General features: G+C 42.1%; 20 protein-coding genes and 1 pseudogene. 3 read left to right on the top strand and 18 right to left on the bottom strand.

Annotated elements, in window-relative coordinates; all coding sequences use genetic code 11:
- Positions 1-103 precede the first annotated feature (103 nt).
- The 9 genes from asd to LG003_RS12685 form a co-directional block, all read right to left on the bottom strand.
- Positions 104-1,219 carry an aspartate-semialdehyde dehydrogenase gene (gene asd / locus LG003_RS12645; RefSeq protein WP_262980902.1) on the bottom strand — a complete coding sequence of 372 codons (1,116 nt, stop codon included), beginning with the start codon at positions 1,217-1,219 and terminating at the stop codon, positions 104-106.
- A gap of 204 nt (positions 1,220-1,423) precedes the next feature.
- Positions 1,424-1,645, bottom strand: a complete 222-nt coding sequence (locus LG003_RS12650; RefSeq protein ID WP_011144421.1) for an ogr/Delta-like zinc finger family protein — start codon at positions 1,643-1,645, stop codon at positions 1,424-1,426.
- A 75-nt stretch (positions 1,646-1,720) separates the two neighbouring features.
- On the bottom strand, positions 1,721-2,803 hold the full coding sequence (locus tag LG003_RS12655) for a phage late control D family protein (RefSeq protein WP_262980885.1): 1,083 nt from the start codon (positions 2,801-2,803) through the stop codon (positions 1,721-1,723).
- Complete coding sequence (locus LG003_RS12660; protein ID WP_112878681.1) at positions 2,800-3,264, bottom strand: phage tail protein; 465 nt, start codon at positions 3,262-3,264, stop codon at positions 2,800-2,802. Before LG003_RS12660 ends, LG003_RS12655 begins: the two co-directional genes overlap by 4 nt.
- A 2-nt stretch (positions 3,265-3,266) precedes the next feature.
- Positions 3,267-5,693, bottom strand: a complete 2,427-nt coding sequence (locus tag LG003_RS12665) for a phage tail tape measure protein (RefSeq protein ID WP_240000882.1) — start codon at positions 5,691-5,693, stop codon at positions 3,267-3,269.
- The gene (locus LG003_RS12670) at positions 5,686-5,805 is read right to left on the bottom strand and encodes a GpE family phage tail protein (RefSeq protein ID WP_011144425.1); all 120 of its coding nucleotides are present in this window, start codon (positions 5,803-5,805) and stop codon (positions 5,686-5,688) included. The genes LG003_RS12665 and LG003_RS12670 overlap by 8 nt, the downstream gene beginning before the upstream one ends.
- 14 nt (positions 5,806-5,819) lie before the next feature.
- Entirely contained in the window at positions 5,820-6,137 is a 318-nt protein-coding gene (locus LG003_RS12675) for a phage tail assembly protein (protein WP_011144426.1), read from the bottom strand.
- 26 nt (positions 6,138-6,163) lie between these two features.
- Positions 6,164-6,679, bottom strand: coding sequence for a phage major tail tube protein (locus tag LG003_RS12680; RefSeq protein WP_036782412.1), 516 nt, complete (start codon positions 6,677-6,679; stop codon positions 6,164-6,166).
- Positions 6,680-6,689: 10 nt separating this feature from the next.
- Positions 6,690-7,862, bottom strand: coding sequence for a phage tail sheath protein (locus LG003_RS12685; RefSeq protein WP_262980886.1), 1,173 nt, complete (start codon positions 7,860-7,862; stop codon positions 6,690-6,692).
- 418 nt (positions 7,863-8,280) lie between these two features.
- Here LG003_RS12685 and LG003_RS12690 point away from each other — a divergent pair, with 418 nt between their 5' ends.
- The 3 genes from LG003_RS12690 to LG003_RS23470 all read left to right on the top strand — a co-directional run bounded on the left by LG003_RS12690 (position 8,281) and on the right by LG003_RS23470 (position 9,548).
- Positions 8,281-8,829, top strand: coding sequence for a hypothetical protein (locus LG003_RS12690; RefSeq protein WP_262980887.1), 549 nt, complete (start codon positions 8,281-8,283; stop codon positions 8,827-8,829).
- Between the two features lie 15 nt (positions 8,830-8,844).
- Positions 8,845-9,375, top strand: coding sequence for a tail fiber assembly protein (locus LG003_RS12695; protein ID WP_262980888.1), 531 nt, complete (start codon positions 8,845-8,847; stop codon positions 9,373-9,375).
- An 80-nt stretch (positions 9,376-9,455) separates the two neighbouring features.
- Positions 9,456-9,548 carry a tail fiber assembly protein gene (locus LG003_RS23470; RefSeq protein WP_112878685.1) on the top strand — a complete coding sequence of 31 codons (93 nt, stop codon included), beginning with the start codon at positions 9,456-9,458 and terminating at the stop codon, positions 9,546-9,548.
- A gap of 59 nt (positions 9,549-9,607) precedes the next feature.
- On the opposite strand, the gene LG003_RS12700 is transcribed toward LG003_RS23470, so the two are convergent.
- The 9 genes and pseudogenes from LG003_RS12700 to LG003_RS12740 all read right to left on the bottom strand — a co-directional run bounded on the left by LG003_RS12700 (position 9,608) and on the right by LG003_RS12740 (position 15,541).
- Positions 9,608-10,204 carry a tail fiber assembly protein gene (locus tag LG003_RS12700; RefSeq protein WP_112878686.1) on the bottom strand — a complete coding sequence of 199 codons (597 nt, stop codon included), beginning with the start codon at positions 10,202-10,204 and terminating at the stop codon, positions 9,608-9,610.
- A 265-nt stretch (positions 10,205-10,469) separates the two neighbouring features.
- Positions 10,470-10,674: pseudogene (locus tag LG003_RS23475) on the bottom strand (phage tail protein); the annotation flags it as partial.
- Positions 10,675-10,703: 29 nt separating this feature from the next.
- On the bottom strand, positions 10,704-11,831 hold the full coding sequence (locus LG003_RS12710; RefSeq protein ID WP_262980890.1) for a phage tail protein: 1,128 nt from the start codon (positions 11,829-11,831) through the stop codon (positions 10,704-10,706).
- Positions 11,828-12,442, bottom strand: coding sequence for a phage tail protein I (locus LG003_RS12715; RefSeq protein ID WP_112878689.1), 615 nt, complete (start codon positions 12,440-12,442; stop codon positions 11,828-11,830). The genes LG003_RS12710 and LG003_RS12715 overlap by 4 nt, the downstream gene beginning before the upstream one ends.
- Positions 12,435-13,433 carry a baseplate assembly protein gene (locus LG003_RS12720; RefSeq protein ID WP_112878690.1) on the bottom strand — a complete coding sequence of 333 codons (999 nt, stop codon included), beginning with the start codon at positions 13,431-13,433 and terminating at the stop codon, positions 12,435-12,437. The genes LG003_RS12715 and LG003_RS12720 overlap by 8 nt, the downstream gene beginning before the upstream one ends.
- Before the next feature lie 4 nt (positions 13,434-13,437).
- Positions 13,438-13,779: a GPW/gp25 family protein gene (locus tag LG003_RS12725; protein ID WP_112878691.1), complete on the bottom strand. Its 342-nt coding sequence runs from the start codon at positions 13,777-13,779 to the stop codon at positions 13,438-13,440.
- Positions 13,779-14,522, bottom strand: a complete 744-nt coding sequence (locus LG003_RS12730; protein WP_262980891.1) for a phage baseplate assembly protein V — start codon at positions 14,520-14,522, stop codon at positions 13,779-13,781. Before LG003_RS12730 ends, LG003_RS12725 begins: the two co-directional genes overlap by 1 nt.
- Positions 14,523-14,890: 368 nt before the next feature.
- The gene (locus tag LG003_RS12735; RefSeq protein WP_262980892.1) at positions 14,891-15,094 is read right to left on the bottom strand and encodes a tail protein X; all 204 of its coding nucleotides are present in this window, start codon (positions 15,092-15,094) and stop codon (positions 14,891-14,893) included.
- A gap of 282 nt (positions 15,095-15,376) precedes the next feature.
- Positions 15,377-15,541 (bottom strand): hypothetical protein, encoded by a 165-nt coding sequence (locus tag LG003_RS12740; protein WP_165603259.1) that lies wholly within the window; start codon positions 15,539-15,541, stop codon positions 15,377-15,379.
- Between the last annotated feature and the right edge of the window lie 398 nt (positions 15,542-15,939).

Consider the following 15,939-nt stretch of genomic DNA (forward strand, 5'->3'; position numbering starts at 1 on the left):
CAATTAGGACTCATTATGAGTAACAAACAATCAACAGAACCATCAAATGCCATATAGATAAATCCACTCGAATAACGAGTGGATTTTCACATAAATAAATAGATTAAAATAATTGAACCAAGATACGCAGCATACGACGCAGAGGCTCTGCTGCTCCCCACAGCAACTGGTCACCTACCGTAAAAGCAGATAAATACTCTGGGCCCATATTCAGCTTACGTAAACGCCCTACAGGAGTATTCAAAGTTCCCGTTACAGCAGCTGGGGTTAATTCGCGCATACTCAATTCGCGATCATTTGGAATAACACGAACCCAGTCATTATGTGCAGCCAGCAATTGCTCAATTTCAGGAACCGAAATATCTTTTTTCAATTTCAAAGTAAATGCTTGGCTGTGGCAACGCAACGCCCCAATACGCACACACAAACCATCCACAGTAATGATATTATTACCGGTATTGAGGATCTTATTGGTTTCTGCCTGCCCTTTCCACTCTTCACGGCTTTGGCCGTTATCAAGTTGTTTATCAATCCACGGAATCAAACTACCAGCCAACGGCACGCCAAATTGCTCAGTTGACATAACTCCGCTACGGGTGAAATCCGTTACTTTTCTTTCAATATCCAGAATAGCCGATGCCGGATCTTGCAACTCTTTTGCTACCTGAGTATGTAGAGATCCCATCTGAACCAGCAATTCCCGCATATGACGAGCACCAGCACCAGAAGCCGCCTGATAAGTTGCAACAGAAACCCATTCAACTAAATCATTAGCAAATAAGCCGCCTAAAGACATCAACATTAGGCTAACGGTACAATTACCACCAACAAAAGTTTTTATGCCTTTATTAAGACCTTGCTGAATATGCGTATGGTTAACTGGATCAAGAATAATAATGGAATCATCATTCATACGCAGCGCTGACGCTGCATCAATCCAATATCCCTGCCAACCCGTTGCCCTTAACTTTGGATAAATCTCATTAGTATAATCTCCCCCCTGACAGCTAATAATAATATCCAAAACACCAAGAGCTTCGATATCGAAAGCATTCTGTAACGTACCTTGCTGACCAGTAAAATCAGGTGCTGGCTGTCCGTATTGTGATGTCGTGAAGAATACCGGACGAATAACATCAAAATCCTGCTCTTCAATCATACGCTGCATTAATACTGAGCCGACCATACCGCGCCAGCCGATAAAGCCCACATTTTTCATCATTATTGTCCTACTTTGGTGAGTGTTGATCAGTGATTCTGATTACACCAAAGCTGACAAAATATGACCAGGGACGCAAGTGAATTTATTAACTAATTCACAAGATATTTAGCAACGTAACTAGCAGCAAGATATATAACAAATCTGGCATCCAAGTAAAAAGCCACCTATTGGTGGCAAATATTTACTATTAACTTTTAATCTTCAAGTCACATTCAATTGAGTTTTAGTTTTTTCTTTGGGATGCGGCTTAACACTTATCACTTCACCCGGTTTGGAAATAAAACGGACAAACGTTTCATGGCTGACGAAAGTAGCACCACAATTGATGTTCTGGCATTGATTATAACGTTCTTTTGTATGGCAGGAATGCTCAAAGCTGCTGCGTGCATGAGCAGCTTTACCACAAAGAGGACACTTGATCATATTTTTTACCTTTAACTAAAACATGAACTCTCATTATGCGAACAATATAACAATGAGATCTCATTTGAAGAACAATTATTTCATGTCGAGATCATCAATTTTTAATTCCAGAGTCAGTGCTGTTGTAAAACCACCAGCTCCATTCACCGTGTGGGTAACTGTCGTTAATGTCCATTCAGCGGCATCTATTTCTGGTTTAAAGCCGGTAACTTTGATTGGTATTTCAGGGTAGAGATCTGCACGCCCCTGAGCCAATTGAATCGAAAACGTCGCTGCCCCACGTTGTATTTTCTCCCAGGCAACCTTGGCAGCACGTTTAGCACTGGCTTCATCAGCATAAGTACGGGAAAGTTCCAATACGTTATCTTTGCTACCTACTAAATAAGAGGTTAATTTATCAGCATTTTTCTGACTTTTTCGCTCAACGGTTAAGGTATGTTTTTTCTCCGGTTTACGGACATCCAACCAGTTTGCTACCACGCCAGTATAAGCCTCTCGGTCAGATAGCGTAAAATTGTGGTTGTCACCTGACCGACGTGTAATCACCAATGCAGGGATAACCGCACCACTGGCTGTTTTATTCTGTCCCTGCCGAATAAATATCAACTTACCATTTTTTACTGAAGCAATTGCCCCTTCTTGCCTTGCCAAGCGCGTAAGAAAACTACCATCTGACTCATTCGTCTGATCAATATGGTTAATAAATATCTTCGCAATATCCTGATGCAAATCGGCGGTAAGGTTATTTCTAGCAGCGATAGTATGGACAATATCCCCTATCGTTTTCTCATGATAAGACTCTTCACGTCTCATATTGAGAGATTCACGGAAATCAGCACTACGGGCACGAATCGTTAATTTGTCCGGTGCTCCACTGTGACCAATTTCATCCACAGTAAAACGCCCTTTACTAATCAGTGGCTGATCACGCCATCCCAACGCCAATGAAATTACATTACCTCTGGAAGGTAGCACTAAACTTCCATCTGCATCATCCAGTTCAATATCAAGCTGGTCGGCTTCAAAGCCACGATTATCTGTCATCGTTAGTGACATTAGGCGCGATTGAATGCGCCCGCTGATATCTTTATTGTCAATTTCCAAAAGAAATGCTGGTGCACTGCCTTTTTCGGAACCTCTGCCAAATTCAGATGTCATGGCAACACCTCTCTGACCCTATCTGACAAATTGTCTGTAAGCATAGAGAATTGTTCCTGAAGATCACCGAACATTTCACTTAGAGAACTATCCACTCGCCGTAATGTCAATGTGAAATCAATTTTGCGGGCAGAACCATTCGACATAAATTCAGTTTTTGTCTGGTCGATACTCTCAATGACAAACATACCGTAAACCGTGCCGCTGCCATCTATAAAGGACCAAGCTTTACCGCTATCAGCCATCACTTGTAGTACCGTCAATGATAAACGACCACCGGTAATTTCTGGATATAACGAACCGGAAAGTGTCATTGTGTCGTTATCCGGCCCCAGAAATTGCCAGGCAGGCCGCATCCCGATACGGCTGTTAAAAGCATGCCGCCATGACTGCTGATGTTGCATACTTTGGTATGGTGTGGTTTTCAACATAAAAACAAATAAACCCAGTGCAGCCATCATAATTAGAATTCTCCTCTATCAGAGAATGAACTGCGTAAACGCGCCTGCTGTTTACGTTCCCGATCATCCAATTCGCGCCTAACCGCTGCTGCAATATCCTGCGCAGATTGCCCCGGCGCACCATAGATATTTATATGATAGACCGGTGATTCACTGCGGTACTCTACCATCTGACGTTTGTCCGCTTTCTTTTCCTGAATCTGAGGATAAGCATGAACCGGTAAGCTCTGAACATGCAATGGTGCGGTTCTGGCTGCGGCAGAAGGCGCCATTACGCTCAAAGAAAATGCCGCAGCGGCAGCAAGTTTAGCAGTCTGTCGGCGGCTAATCACATTAACAGGGCCAGTAACAATCTCTGGTCCATATTCACCAACAATACCAAATCGGCCAACCGGAATAATGCCCCCCTTATCATGTTTGGGCAGAACCGAACTAACATTAGGACTCATATTATTACTGGCGTCTTTTGAAATATCCTCCTTTGACCGCATCCAATCAGGGAGATACTCAGACAATGAAGTCAGTTTCTGTTTCAGGGCTTCCCATTTTTCATTAATCCCATCTAGCAAACTATTAACTATCGCAGTTCCGAACTCTTTAAATTTATCGGGCAGACTCATTATGCCGGCAATAATTTCATTCCATTTATCCGAAATCGATATTTTAATATTCTCCCAGATATCCAACGTGTTCTGCTTAACTAATTCCCAGGCATTACTGATATTAGTTTTAATACTTTCCCAAGTTTGCAAAACACTCTGTTTAATGGATTCCCATTTCTCACTTAGGCTAATTTTAATATTTTCCCAAAGCTGAGAAAATTTCGGCCCCAATGTTTCCCAGTTTTGCCAAATATAAACAGCCGCCATAGCAATTACACCAATAATGGCGAGGATTGGGTTAGCCATCATCAAACGACCAACGATCATCATGGTGCTACCCAACATTTTCAGAGCATTCCCGACTAATCCGAGCGCTCTCACACCAGTACTACCAAAGAAAGTAAGACTATATTTCGCCACAGCTAACGGAAGTAATATTGAAGCGATCGCCTGTACCAATGCGCCAAAAACAGTTAACATGCCTCCGACCACTACTGTAATAGTCGCAAGCGTTGCAGCCAAGCGTGGGTTGGCTTCCATCCATTCACTGACTTTATTGACTACATTTGTTACTTGCTGAGTGACTTCTCTTGTAGGACCTTCTACGCCAGAAAACATCTGAACGCCCAGATTACTCCAAGCGGCATTGAGTTTTTGGATATCACCGGTGAGATTATTCGTCACTACAGATGCAACTTTTTGGGATTCACCTTGAACATTTTTTAGTCCAGCGATAAAAGTTTGCAATCCTCCCTGCCCTGCTTGATTTACCAATATATCCAAAGCAGGAACAGCGTTTTCACCACCAATTGCGGTGAAATAACTCGTACGTTGTTTACCGTTCATTGAACGGGTTTTATTATCTAGTTCAACGAGAATATCAGGTAATTGCCGTAAATTACCTTTAGCATCACGAGTCTTAATATCTAGTTGTTTCAATGCGGCGGCGGCAGCTTTAGGCGGTTCAGCCAACCGACTTAGTACATTGCTCAAAGCCTCTCCAGCTTCACTTCCCTTAATATTGGCATCACTTAGCTTTCTTGTAGCAGCCGCAACGGTTTCAATATCAATCCCCAAAGAAGTGGCCGCTGGAGCGACAGATTTCATGGTGTCACCCAATCCCGCCAACGTTGTTTTTGAGCCAATAAGCGTTGCCGTCAAAACATCACTAACATGCCCCATCTCCTCGGATTGTAATTTAAACCCTTCCAGTACATTAGTACTAATATCAACCACATTGGCGAAATCTGTACCGCTTGCCTGCGACATTAATACCGCACCAGGCATCACATTCTTTATCTGGTCAGGAGAATACCCCTTGGAGGCATACAGGCTCTGTCCCTGTGCAATCTGGCTGGCAGGAATCCCTGTACTTTTGCTCAACTCACGACTTTGATTGAGCAACATAGTGTATTCAGGAGAATTTTTTTCAATATTGGTTTGTGCCTGAATTTTAGACATTTGAACATGAAGATCATAACCCGGCATCAGAAAGTTTTTACTGGTTGTCAGTATCTTGCTACCGGCTGATTTTGCACTAGCACCATATTGGCTAACGCGGTCACGAAGCTCTTTGATTTTGCTATAACGACCTTCACCGCGATCTTCTTCCTTTTTGTTACTGGTATGCGCAGTTTCCTGCGCATATTCAGGAGCAGAATAAGGTTTAATTGCTTCATAAGTCTGATTTAATCGCTTGAATTCATCGCGATTTTGCCGGAGAGAATCCGCCAACCTTTTATTATTTCGCTGGGCAGATTTCAAGGCGCTGGTCAGCTTATTAACGGACTGTATTACCAATTTAAGCTGTGACTGTGTATTACTCATTTTCTGCACCACTTCGTAAGATGGCCCGATGTCGCCAGTCCAGTAATTCCGGTAGTGACATTTCATCTGTCACTGCCGGAGACCAGTGGAAAACGGTGGCAATATCTGCCACCAATTCATCTACGGTTAGTCGGTCTGGAAACCGGACTTCGCCGACTTCGGTAACAAAAAATTGACCACCTCAACACTGAGATTAATCAGATCGCCGGGTGTCATTGACAACAGGTCGCTTTTAGTGAGCGCTGGTGTGGTAACACGTGGCAAAACCAATATCATTGAATCCACATCCATCTCCAGCAAAGCCTGTAGCCGAGCACCACGCAGCGCGCCACTGTTCGGTTTGCGCACCACCACTTCAGTGATGTTGCTACTACCACGTGCAAGCGGTTCTTCTAATACGATTGTGCGCTGCTCGTCGTTTTGAGTAATTAGTGTTTCTGTCATGGTTCAACCTTGTTTATCCGATTAGATTAAAGACCCATAGCGCGACGGTGATCTGCCAAGCGATCCTCACCATTAACGACTTCAACCATGTTAACGGTATCCACTTCGATCAGAACTTCACCGTCCCATGTCAATTTGAAATAGGTGTTTTTAGCGCTGATTTTGGTCTGAGTATTATCTCCTTGCTTATAAGTACCGTGGTCAAACTCATGGAAACGGCCACGCATCACGATTTCAACAGCAATCACATCGCTGGTATCATCGCGCTGGCAGGAGCCCGCAAAGCGCAACATTACGCCATCGGCTTTGGTCAGACCCCATTGCCGATAATGTTGAGCTTCCATACCTCCCAGAGTAAATTCAACGTCCAATGCACCTTCATCCAAGCCTAAATCCACGGTTGCGCTACCGTTCATACCACCGCCACGATAGGTTTCCAGTTTACGACTCAGCTTAGGCAGAGTAAGTTCTTCCACGATTCCCTGATAACTATTGCCATCATTAAACAAGTTCAGGAATTTAAGTTTGCGAGGTAATGCCATCTGTGTCCCCTTAGCCGTTTATGCTTTTAGCGAAATCCATCAGGTAACGATCTGTAATACGCTGGCGTAACATCATGTTTTCCAGTGGTGGTACAGGTGTATAGTCGTAATCGAGGGTCAATTTACCCGCTTTCAAGGTGTCTTTATCATTGGCGTTTTCGTCATACCAACACTGACCGTCAATAATGTAACCCCCAGATTTCAGTTCGCGGAACTTAGCGTTAATACCTTCGATAATGTCTCGTACGAGTGAAGGAGTAAGTGGTTTATCGATCGCCCACATATGCGCTTCCGCCATAGTGTCAGCCAATACTTGAGCGGTACGAGTGTAACTTTCGAACTGGAACAATGGGTCATCAGCACAGGTACGGGAACCCCAGAAACGGAAGCCATTTTTACGGATAAGTGTTGTGATACCATTTTGGTTTAGCAGACCTGAATCTGTTGCTGGCTCTTGAAGATCCCAGAATACGTCTGCTGAAAGACCGGTCACACCATTGACACCGATATTGGACAGTGTTTTGTGCCAACCTGTTTCTTCATCAATTTTTGCGCGCAAACCCAGTGCACGAGCAGTAGCGTAGGCGATAGTCTCTTTATTAGCAACAGTATCCCAACTCAGGAAATCAGGCCAAATCAGCATCAGTTCGCGCTGACTGAAGTTTTTGCGATATTCGATAACTTCTGAGATAGTCTTACTGCCATAGGCGCTGATATAAGCCATTGCTCTCAGCTTGTATGCGATACTCGCCAACTCAACAGCAACAGCCTTTGTATCCAGCCCAGGAACCCCCAGAATACGTGGCTTCACACCTAATTGGCTTTGTGCTGCCAACAGTGCCTGTATACCGGTTTTCTTACCTTCATTAGTTGTAGTACCAATGATGTTGCTGGTAGTTTGTTCTTCCGTTTCACCTTGTGCTACACGGACAACAACAGTAACGGGTTTAGACTGGTCTGAGATAGCTTTAAGTGCCTGAGGCAATGTACCGGTTTTACCCGCTTTGCCAATTGCCATCGAAACATCAGTAATCAAAACCGGAGTGTTTAATGGAAAAGTTTTTTCGTCTGCCTCAGGACCAGTACAGACCATACCGACAATAGCGGTGCTAACAGTGGTTATGGTGCGTGTGCCTTCGTTAATTTCCTTTACACGGACGCCGTGATGATATTCTTGTGCCATATTAGCGGTTCTCCTATTAAGGTGTCCCGCTATGTTGAAGTATCCGAATTATTAAATCATTCGATGGGAAATGTGTGGGAGATGATACAAATCAGGTTGGTTAATTTATTATTTTTTCTAATTATTTAACTACCCATCTTTATAGAGAGTGGAAAATGAAACCTCAGTAAATCAATATCTGTTTCTTCTGTCGTGAACTCTTAGCTCTGTTCATTGATTATTTTTTCACAGATTTTCTCTACAAAGACAGATGATAATTTATACACATCGACGCATTTCTCTGTAAATCACTGTTTTGGTCATTTATTGGCACCCTGATATAGCCAATCTTTGCCATATATACTCCTGCTTAGTGCCGATACGAAACTATTCTTTCGGAAATCTCACGGATTAGTGAGTTTTGAAAAATCTTGGTTTGGTGGAAACCGTTACCAAAGCCGCAGACGCGTTGCAACGTAGCGGAGGCAGTGTAACAGGTGACATAACTATTACTACTGACTCTATGCTGAGTTGGAACAGACACACCGACTTCGCCTCTGTCGGTTTTAAAGACACAGGAGATAATGATACAGACTCCTATATGTGGTTTAGAACAGGAGATAATGGTAACGAATATTTCAAATGGCAGCATGCTCTCTCTGGAGGGCCAACCAATGAATGGATGAGCTTGAAATCTGATAATCTTCGAGTTAGGGGGTATCAGGTCTATCATGAAGGATATAGACCAACCGCTGCGATTATTGGTGCTTATACAAAATCAGAATCAGATACGCGTTATATTCAAGACATTCGCCTTGGCGCTAAAGAGAGCGCACAAATATGGAAAAGTCCCGGAGATAAAGACACAAGTGGGCATACCATTATTGCTGCAATAAATGAAAATAGAGATGAATTAGTTGACACCGTAAACCGCAGGCCAATACAGAAGAAGGTTAACGGCATATGGATGAATATATCCAATATTTAGTAAGGTGATAAATGTATGCAAAATATTAAAAATTTTTCCCAATACATACCTGACTCAAAACAAGCCAAAAAATTCATTGCGGATTTTAATGTCATTTATTTGAAGTCAGAAGACGGCCAAGACTGGTATGAATGCCAGAAAAGCTTTAACCCTGACACAATCAAAGTAATGTATGATTTTAATAATGTAATCCGTTCAATATCAGGAGATATATCAGCTTTTAACCCAGATGGAATGAGTGTAGCTGAGGTGAGTAATTTGCCTGATTCTTGTGATATTTCTGGCAAATGGCAATATATAAATGGTGATATTGTTCCGCGTGAGTATACAAAGGCCGAGTTAGTTGCTCAAGCAGAAAGACATAAAGAGGAATTGTTAGCCCTTGCCAGCAATAATATTGCCCCCTTACAGGATGCCATTGATCTGAGCGAAGCAACTGCGGAAGAGATAGAACGACTCAAAGCCTGGAAAAAATACCGAATGCAGGCAAACCGCATTGATCCCACCATAGCACCAGATATTGAGTGGCCTGTACTACCAGTATAAATAATATAGGCCCGCAGTTCACAGACCGCAGGCCTTTTTTCTACTCTGGCTTTTTAGGGTAATCAATAAGTGTTTACCTAATGCGTCAGGTCTTATTGGAATGGAAAAAATACCTAGCCATACTTAACCAGGTTGATACTTCAAAAGCATCAAAAATCGACAGGCCAACATAGCCATAGCCTTAACTGAAAAAAGACCGGAGACAGAATAACGCCCGGTCTTGATAATTTTATTATTCTGGTATTTGCGGCCACTCAATATCTGAAGCCATTGAAGTATCAACACGGCTCAGTAATACCACATACTTCTTCCAGGCAAGCAATAATGTTTTCTCTGCGTCTGAGGCCATCTCAGTCTCAATAGCATATTGTAATAAAGTCATGGCTTCATCAGCCTGTTGGCGAAGAGTGACACGTTGTTGTTCTGCCTGTTTAATCTGAGCGGCTTTTTGAGCTTCAATGTCCGTTACCCATCTTTCACCATCCCACTTGTCAAAATCGGTGCTTGGCTGTTTGAATGTCAGCATTTCTGGTAATTCACCAGGTTTAATGATTTCCTTCTGTTCCCCAGTTTGTGTGCTGTAAGCTATTTTTCCTCGATAATCTGGTACAATTTGCCAACCGGTCAAATCAGATGAACGGCAGGCGACATATCCCTCTTGGGTATCAGGTGGCGCGTCTGCGCAGGAATTGGCAGGAATACCGACACCAACGGGAAGATACTCATCAGAACTGTTTAAATATTCCAGCGTAATCGCATCGTAATTAAACACAACGATACTTCCAGTACTGATAGCAATATTATTTTTATCCAGTACAACCTTATTCATCAGGCAATCCTTACAATGTAATTAAATGCCACGTTTCGTGGACGTGTTTCTATTCCTGTTGAAGCAGCAATTGCATTATCCATATAACCGAAACCACCAGCTCCCATTCCAATAGCAACACCTAATCCGCGAGGATCAATTCCGTAGTTAACGCCTTGGTGCACACTATTGAGAATATAGCTTGGTGTACCCACCCCCTCGATTCCACCATTTGAGTTAGACCACATCCGTCCAATCCTGTGACTGTGTGGAGCAATATCTGCTAATTGAGAGGATAATATATATCGACCAATATCTACCCCACGTCCATCATCCCAGCCCCGGATAAATTCACCACGTAAATCGGGTAATCTACCAGTAGGATAAACTTCCGCTAATTTTGGATATAAAGACTTATCAAAGATTGCCCCATTACATTTCACCCACCCATTTGGTGGTATGTCAGTCGGCCAAGGAAGTGGTATTCCTACCGGGATCTCTTCAAGTACAGACATGAGCATTATGCTGCCCTTACAATGTAGTTAAACGCTACGTTACGTGGCCTTGATACCCCTATATAATTAGCACTGGTAGTCCAAGTCGTTGCTGAACCTCCAGAAGCTCTAGCTCTTAATTGAATATCTTTATTTTGAGGGGTATCCCACTGTAATTTCGTACGCTCATTAACTGAGAAGTTAACAACATTATCAGCAGGTTGATGAACTTCCTGTAGTAAATAAGACCCTTCTTGCCATACCAATAATGTACGATCTGGATCAACGCCACGCTTGTCATCCCAGCCACGGATAAATTCACCCCTTAAATCGGGCAAATTACCACCAGGATAAGCCTTGGCTAATTCCGGAAATTTCGCTTTATCAAAGGCCGCACCATTACATTGCAACCACCCATCCGGCAGTGTGGCCGTCGGCCAAGGAAGTGGTACACCTATCGGAATTAGCTTTTCCATCAAACCAAGGTTTTTTACAAAAGCATTTTTATCTGGGATATCCGCGCCATTTTGGTTTTTTGCCAATTTACTATTAGCATTATCATAAGCCGCTTTTACTGCTTTGGGTGTTGCTGCTGTAGTTTCATCATTACTGTTAATAGCACTACTAAGTTTTGTAAAACCTTTTTCTGTCAACGTGGCGTCTGGGTGATTACGGCTTTTTTCATGTTTCTGAATAGAGCTATCTACATAATCACGAGTTGCTAAAACTACAGAGGGATCGATTTTCAGCGTTACCGAATCCGTATTGCTAACAATCAAGATCATTCTGATAGTTTGTGTTCTACCCGAACCTTCCTGTAATTGTGGTTTATAGGTTTCCGGACAGTTTGCTACTGCAATCAAGTTACCTTCACTGTCAAACAGACCAATTTCACGCATCCACCAACCACCCTCACTTTCAGGGATAATTTGTTCGGCAATAATTTGGTTGGTGTTTACCGGGTCGACGCCTAATGTATTAATTGCAGCACGACGCTTTTCATTAACTAATTTTGTCTGATTGACGTCAGGATCTGGTAATTTACCGCCACCGTCACCAACAGCCATGTGAGTAATATCGACTTTTGTCCCCAAAGCAGCAGCATTTGCCAGTTTCGCCGCTCCCAGGTTAGTTAAAATTGCAAAATATTTCATGGTGAAACCCTCAATGTATCTGTTTCGATCAAATGAATTGCTGCCCCTAAAGGCGTATTGTCGCTAGTTGTAATGATGTCAGGGAGATATTGGTAAACAGTGAGGTCATCTCCACTATAACTCGTCGCAGCACAATAAAATTCGCCCTTAACATCCAGATTGATTGACAAACCTATCAAATGACGACTTACAGGCTTGGCATCAGAAATTAGTCGTTCCAGCTCTAAAAAAGTTTCTTCGGTGATCCCGTTTTCCTGTACCCCTATCGCCAACCGGAATGTGCCCGGTGTTTCATTGTTCTGCCACCATTCCTTTATTTGAATGAGATAACCAAGCGGTTCTACCACGCGACGGACGGCACCAATGGTTCCCTTGTGTTTATGCAGAAACAGCGAATTTTTTATCACTTCCCGCTTAGTGTTTGCCGACCAATTTTCGTCCCAGCGATCAACCGACCACGCCCATGCTAGATAGGGTAATAATTCCTCAGGGCAAGTATCAGGATTCCAGAGTTGGCGAAGCGGGACTGGAATATTTTGCAATTGTGAACATGCCTTAGCAGCAGCCAACTCCAAAACCGTAGAACCTGTTGGTAACAGGCGGTCATTCATCAGAACCTCCTACTATCAAACCTGAATTTGGTTTGGAACAATCAGCAGTTTGTGTTTTACCTATTTCCAGTTTTGCGTCAGTACAATAAGGAGCTTGATCTTTACACAGAATTATGTCCTTCGTCGGAGCTCTCAGTTCTACCTGCTGTACTCCCGCGACATGCAGCGCAGCATAAATGGCAGATAACCGAATATCTCTGCCTAACTTATGTTGATCTAGCATGTATTTATCCATATTTTGTTGAGCCAATTTACGGATAGGCTCAGATTCAGGTGTCGGATAGAGATAAAGCACAGCATCAATTTGATATTCCACTATTTGGGCTGACTGCACTTTGACCCGATCAGCAACTGGTCTGACGTTTTCATCATTAAGTGCCACAATCACTTTATCTAATAAATCTTGTGAAGCTACACCGTTATGCTCCTTATCTTCCTCATCTTCTTTATCTTTTTCCCATTTCCATTTCCGTGATAAAACAGTCACAGTCACATTGGCTGGTGATGGGCTGATGACGGAAACATCTGCAACAGTTTGATATTCACCTTTGTATTCGCTTTTATTAGCATGAATACTTTCATTAACCTTAAGAGCATGATATTCATACGCACCTATTGGCCCTGCAACACTTAGCCCTTCGAAGGCTCTTTGGATGCGATCACGGAAAGTGCTATCAGGCTCCATAACTGCCCGGGTAACGTTATAGTTCGCTCCTAACTGGTCTAAATCGCTATTGGTTGCATAGGCCAACATTACTGCACGAGCAGCTTCATTAACCCGCTGGCGCAATATCAATTCCCGGTAAGCATTTTCCTCAAGTAACTTAACCAGAGGTTCGGATTCTAATTCCAATGTTCGAGTAATAGCATCCTGTTGTTCTTCAGGATAAAGAGATATTAATTTGGCTTTACGTTCAGCCAACAGGCTTTCATAATCTAGTGGCTCGACTACATCAGGTGGCGGCAACTGGCTTAGATCAATGGTCGGCATTGTTTTACCTCACAGGGATAGATAAAGAAAACCCCCCAGGGGACAGCTGATAATGACCAGATATATCTACTGTCATTTTGCCGTCTTGTTGGGTATTTATGGTGATAGCTGTCAGATTAATTCGCGGTTCCCAACGGCTAATAGCTGTATAGGTGGCTGCCATAATTTGCAGGCGTAGAGCCGCGTTCTGTGGCCAGTCAATTAATTCAGGTAGCAGAGAACCATAAGTACGACGAGCCAAACGACTACCGATGGGGGTTAGTAAGATGTCGCTGACAGACTGGCGTACATGATCCAGATCCGTCAGGCTATGACCGGTTTGTCGATTCATTCCAAGGTACATCATTATACTGGGCCTCCTGTTGTCGCACCGCCTGCCATAACGCCGGTATGTTGGTGAGAATGTAAGGTCACACCATTAGAACAGAGTTTTCCTCCTGTATTTTCAACATTACCTTCCAGTTTAGTATTTCCTTTCAGAGACAAATCTGGTGCTTTCAGTTCGATTTCTTTTTCTGCTTCACACTTGACTTCATGTGATTTCATTTTGAGCTCTTTTGTTGCATCTAGCCCAATTTCGTTGAGTGCTTTCAATCCAATTTTGTTTTTTGCATCCAATTCAATCTTGTTATATGACTCCAATTTTATTTCGTTGTATGCCTTTAGTTTTATATTTGTCGCTTCAAGATCTATGGAATATAAAGCCTGTATCTTAGCAGTCTTAACACCTGTTACCTTTAATGCACCAGATAACGGTTCATATTCCATTACTGCTCCATCAGGAAAAGCTATATGGACAGCTTCGGAAGAAGCTGATGGAGCTGGAAATTGATCAGAATATACAGCCGGTAATACAAAGGAGGTGGTCAATTCTCCACCAACAGATAGTAATAAAACCTGTTCACTAACACTGGGGGACCACCAGGTACGGGAATGACCTGCTCGCATTGTCAACCAAGGCCGCCAATCGGTTTCAAGATTACCTGTCGCGACTCGGCACATACCTCGGGCATGATCTACCTCGGTAACAACACCAGTTCTGATCAGGTTACGCAATAAGCGCAAAAGTTCTGTTAGTTGTGTATCCATGTTTGGAAAAATGCCATTTGGTGGTTGTGGATTTATGTATGAAAGAATGCCAGCAAAGACAGTTTCCAACATCAAAGAGGAATTGTAAGAAAGACAAAACAAGTTTCTTGAAAAGGGAAAATATAAAAACATAAATTAAAAAGCCCTTCCCGTAATCGAGAAAGGCCTTTATGTAATCTATGTTACTAGGTAATTCTTTTGTTAAAGCTTGACTCTAATAGTTAAAAAAATTCAAATTTGCGCTGATTGATTATATATTAAGTATAATGTTCCAGTTCAACTATTTATCTAGCCAGAATAGATAAGTTTAATTTCCTGATATAGAGTGATAATTCTATTTAAAAACCGCCAATTTAGGATGGATATCTTTAATCCCATAGTTGCAAAATAGGTTTCGTTGTAGCTGTCATAATTTCCGGCATCTCAACTTCTGTACCATGTGGCAGAATTACACCATACTCGGCCAAGCTTGGGTTAACTAATAATACCTGTTCTGTCATACCTTGAGTCCGACCATAATGACTCCAGCATAAAGCATCAACAGTATCATTCTGCTGTGCAATTATTTTCATTAGGTATACCCTCTCTAATTTAGTCAATATTGTTAATTTAAAGTGTTATGGTGCGCTGAATAGTGGGAGAGAAACAATGAAACAATATTGTTAAGGAAACAGTACAAATGAGAAGCAAGAAGCCACTTTTCAGTGGCTAATTTAATAATTAATCATATCTTCCAAAATTTGCTGAATTCATAGGCAAAGTCTATTTCTCAGCTCATTTTCCAATGCAATCATTATCAATTTAGAAACTTTAGATTATTTATCATACAGAATTCCCACATTTATCTGCCGCATTTATTCTTCAAGCGTTTCGTGGTGGTTAATAAGTTGTTTTGCAAGTGGTGTCGACAACTCAGCAATCCAAACTAAAGCAAGTTCTTTATCTTCAGCATGATTACATTCACAGCTCGTTGCCATTCTGGCTATAAAATTAATACGTTGCGCTATTACTGATTCCATAAGAAAGTCCACTGACAAACTTACCTCCGCATAACATAACTGTATATAAGAACAGTACACTTTGATTAGAAAAATTTAAAGTGGTTTTTCATCTTTTTTGAGAACTATATTTGATAGTGTTAATATATTAATTATTGTTTTTATTGAAATAATTAATGGTTAAAAAGGTTTCTTTCCGATCACAATCCATTGTAATTAATAAGTTTTTCTTATTTTATCGATTGGAAGATTTTTTCTCTTTATTTAGATGACATAGTTTCACAAAGTATATATACCCTATGGATTTCAAGATGCATCGCGACGGCAAGGGAGCGAATCCCCGGGAGCATAGGTAACTATGTGACCGGGGTGAGTGAGTGTAGCCAACAAAGAGGCAACTTGAAAGATAACTGGTATAG

The organism is Photorhabdus kleinii, assembly GCF_025384885.1.
GTDB classification, from domain to species: Bacteria; Pseudomonadota; Gammaproteobacteria; order Enterobacterales; family Enterobacteriaceae; genus Photorhabdus; species Photorhabdus kayaii.

Coding starts and splice junctions, on each gene's coding strand:
- LG003_RS12675 (WP_011144426.1), bottom strand. CDS start 6,137: ATGACAGAAACACTAATTACTCAAAACGACGAGCAGCGCACAATCGTA.
- LG003_RS12735 (WP_262980892.1), bottom strand. CDS start 15,094: ATGAAAATAATTGCACAGCAGAATGATACTGTTGATGCTTTATGCTGG.
- LG003_RS12710 (WP_262980890.1), bottom strand. CDS start 11,831: ATGAAATATTTTGCAATTTTAACTAACCTGGGAGCGGCGAAACTGGCA.
- LG003_RS12725 (WP_112878691.1), bottom strand. CDS start 13,779: ATGATGTACCTTGGAATGAATCGACAAACCGGTCATAGCCTGACGGAT.
- LG003_RS12715 (WP_112878689.1), bottom strand. CDS start 12,442: ATGAATGACCGCCTGTTACCAACAGGTTCTACGGTTTTGGAGTTGGCT.
- LG003_RS12660 (WP_112878681.1), bottom strand. CDS start 3,264: ATGATGGCTGCACTGGGTTTATTTGTTTTTATGTTGAAAACCACACCA.
- LG003_RS12650 (WP_011144421.1), bottom strand. CDS start 1,645: ATGATCAAGTGTCCTCTTTGTGGTAAAGCTGCTCATGCACGCAGCAGC.
- LG003_RS12665 (WP_240000882.1), bottom strand. CDS start 5,693: ATGAGTAATACACAGTCACAGCTTAAATTGGTAATACAGTCCGTTAAT.
- LG003_RS23470 (WP_112878685.1), top strand. CDS start 9,456: ATGCGTCAGGTCTTATTGGAATGGAAAAAATACCTAGCCATACTTAAC.
- LG003_RS12655 (WP_262980885.1), bottom strand. CDS start 2,803: ATGACATCTGAATTTGGCAGAGGTTCCGAAAAAGGCAGTGCACCAGCA.
- asd (WP_262980902.1), bottom strand. CDS start 1,219: ATGAAAAATGTGGGCTTTATCGGCTGGCGCGGTATGGTCGGCTCAGTA.
- LG003_RS12720 (WP_112878690.1), bottom strand. CDS start 13,433: ATGCCGACCATTGATCTAAGCCAGTTGCCGCCACCTGATGTAGTCGAG.
- LG003_RS12740 (WP_165603259.1), bottom strand. CDS start 15,541: ATGGAATCAGTAATAGCGCAACGTATTAATTTTATAGCCAGAATGGCA.
- LG003_RS12685 (WP_262980886.1), bottom strand. CDS start 7,862: ATGGCACAAGAATATCATCACGGCGTCCGTGTAAAGGAAATTAACGAA.
- LG003_RS12680 (WP_036782412.1), bottom strand. CDS start 6,679: ATGGCATTACCTCGCAAACTTAAATTCCTGAACTTGTTTAATGATGGC.
- LG003_RS12695 (WP_262980888.1), top strand. CDS start 8,845: ATGCAAAATATTAAAAATTTTTCCCAATACATACCTGACTCAAAACAA.
- LG003_RS12700 (WP_112878686.1), bottom strand. CDS start 10,204: ATGAATAAGGTTGTACTGGATAAAAATAATATTGCTATCAGTACTGGA.
- LG003_RS12730 (WP_262980891.1), bottom strand. CDS start 14,522: ATGGATACACAACTAACAGAACTTTTGCGCTTATTGCGTAACCTGATC.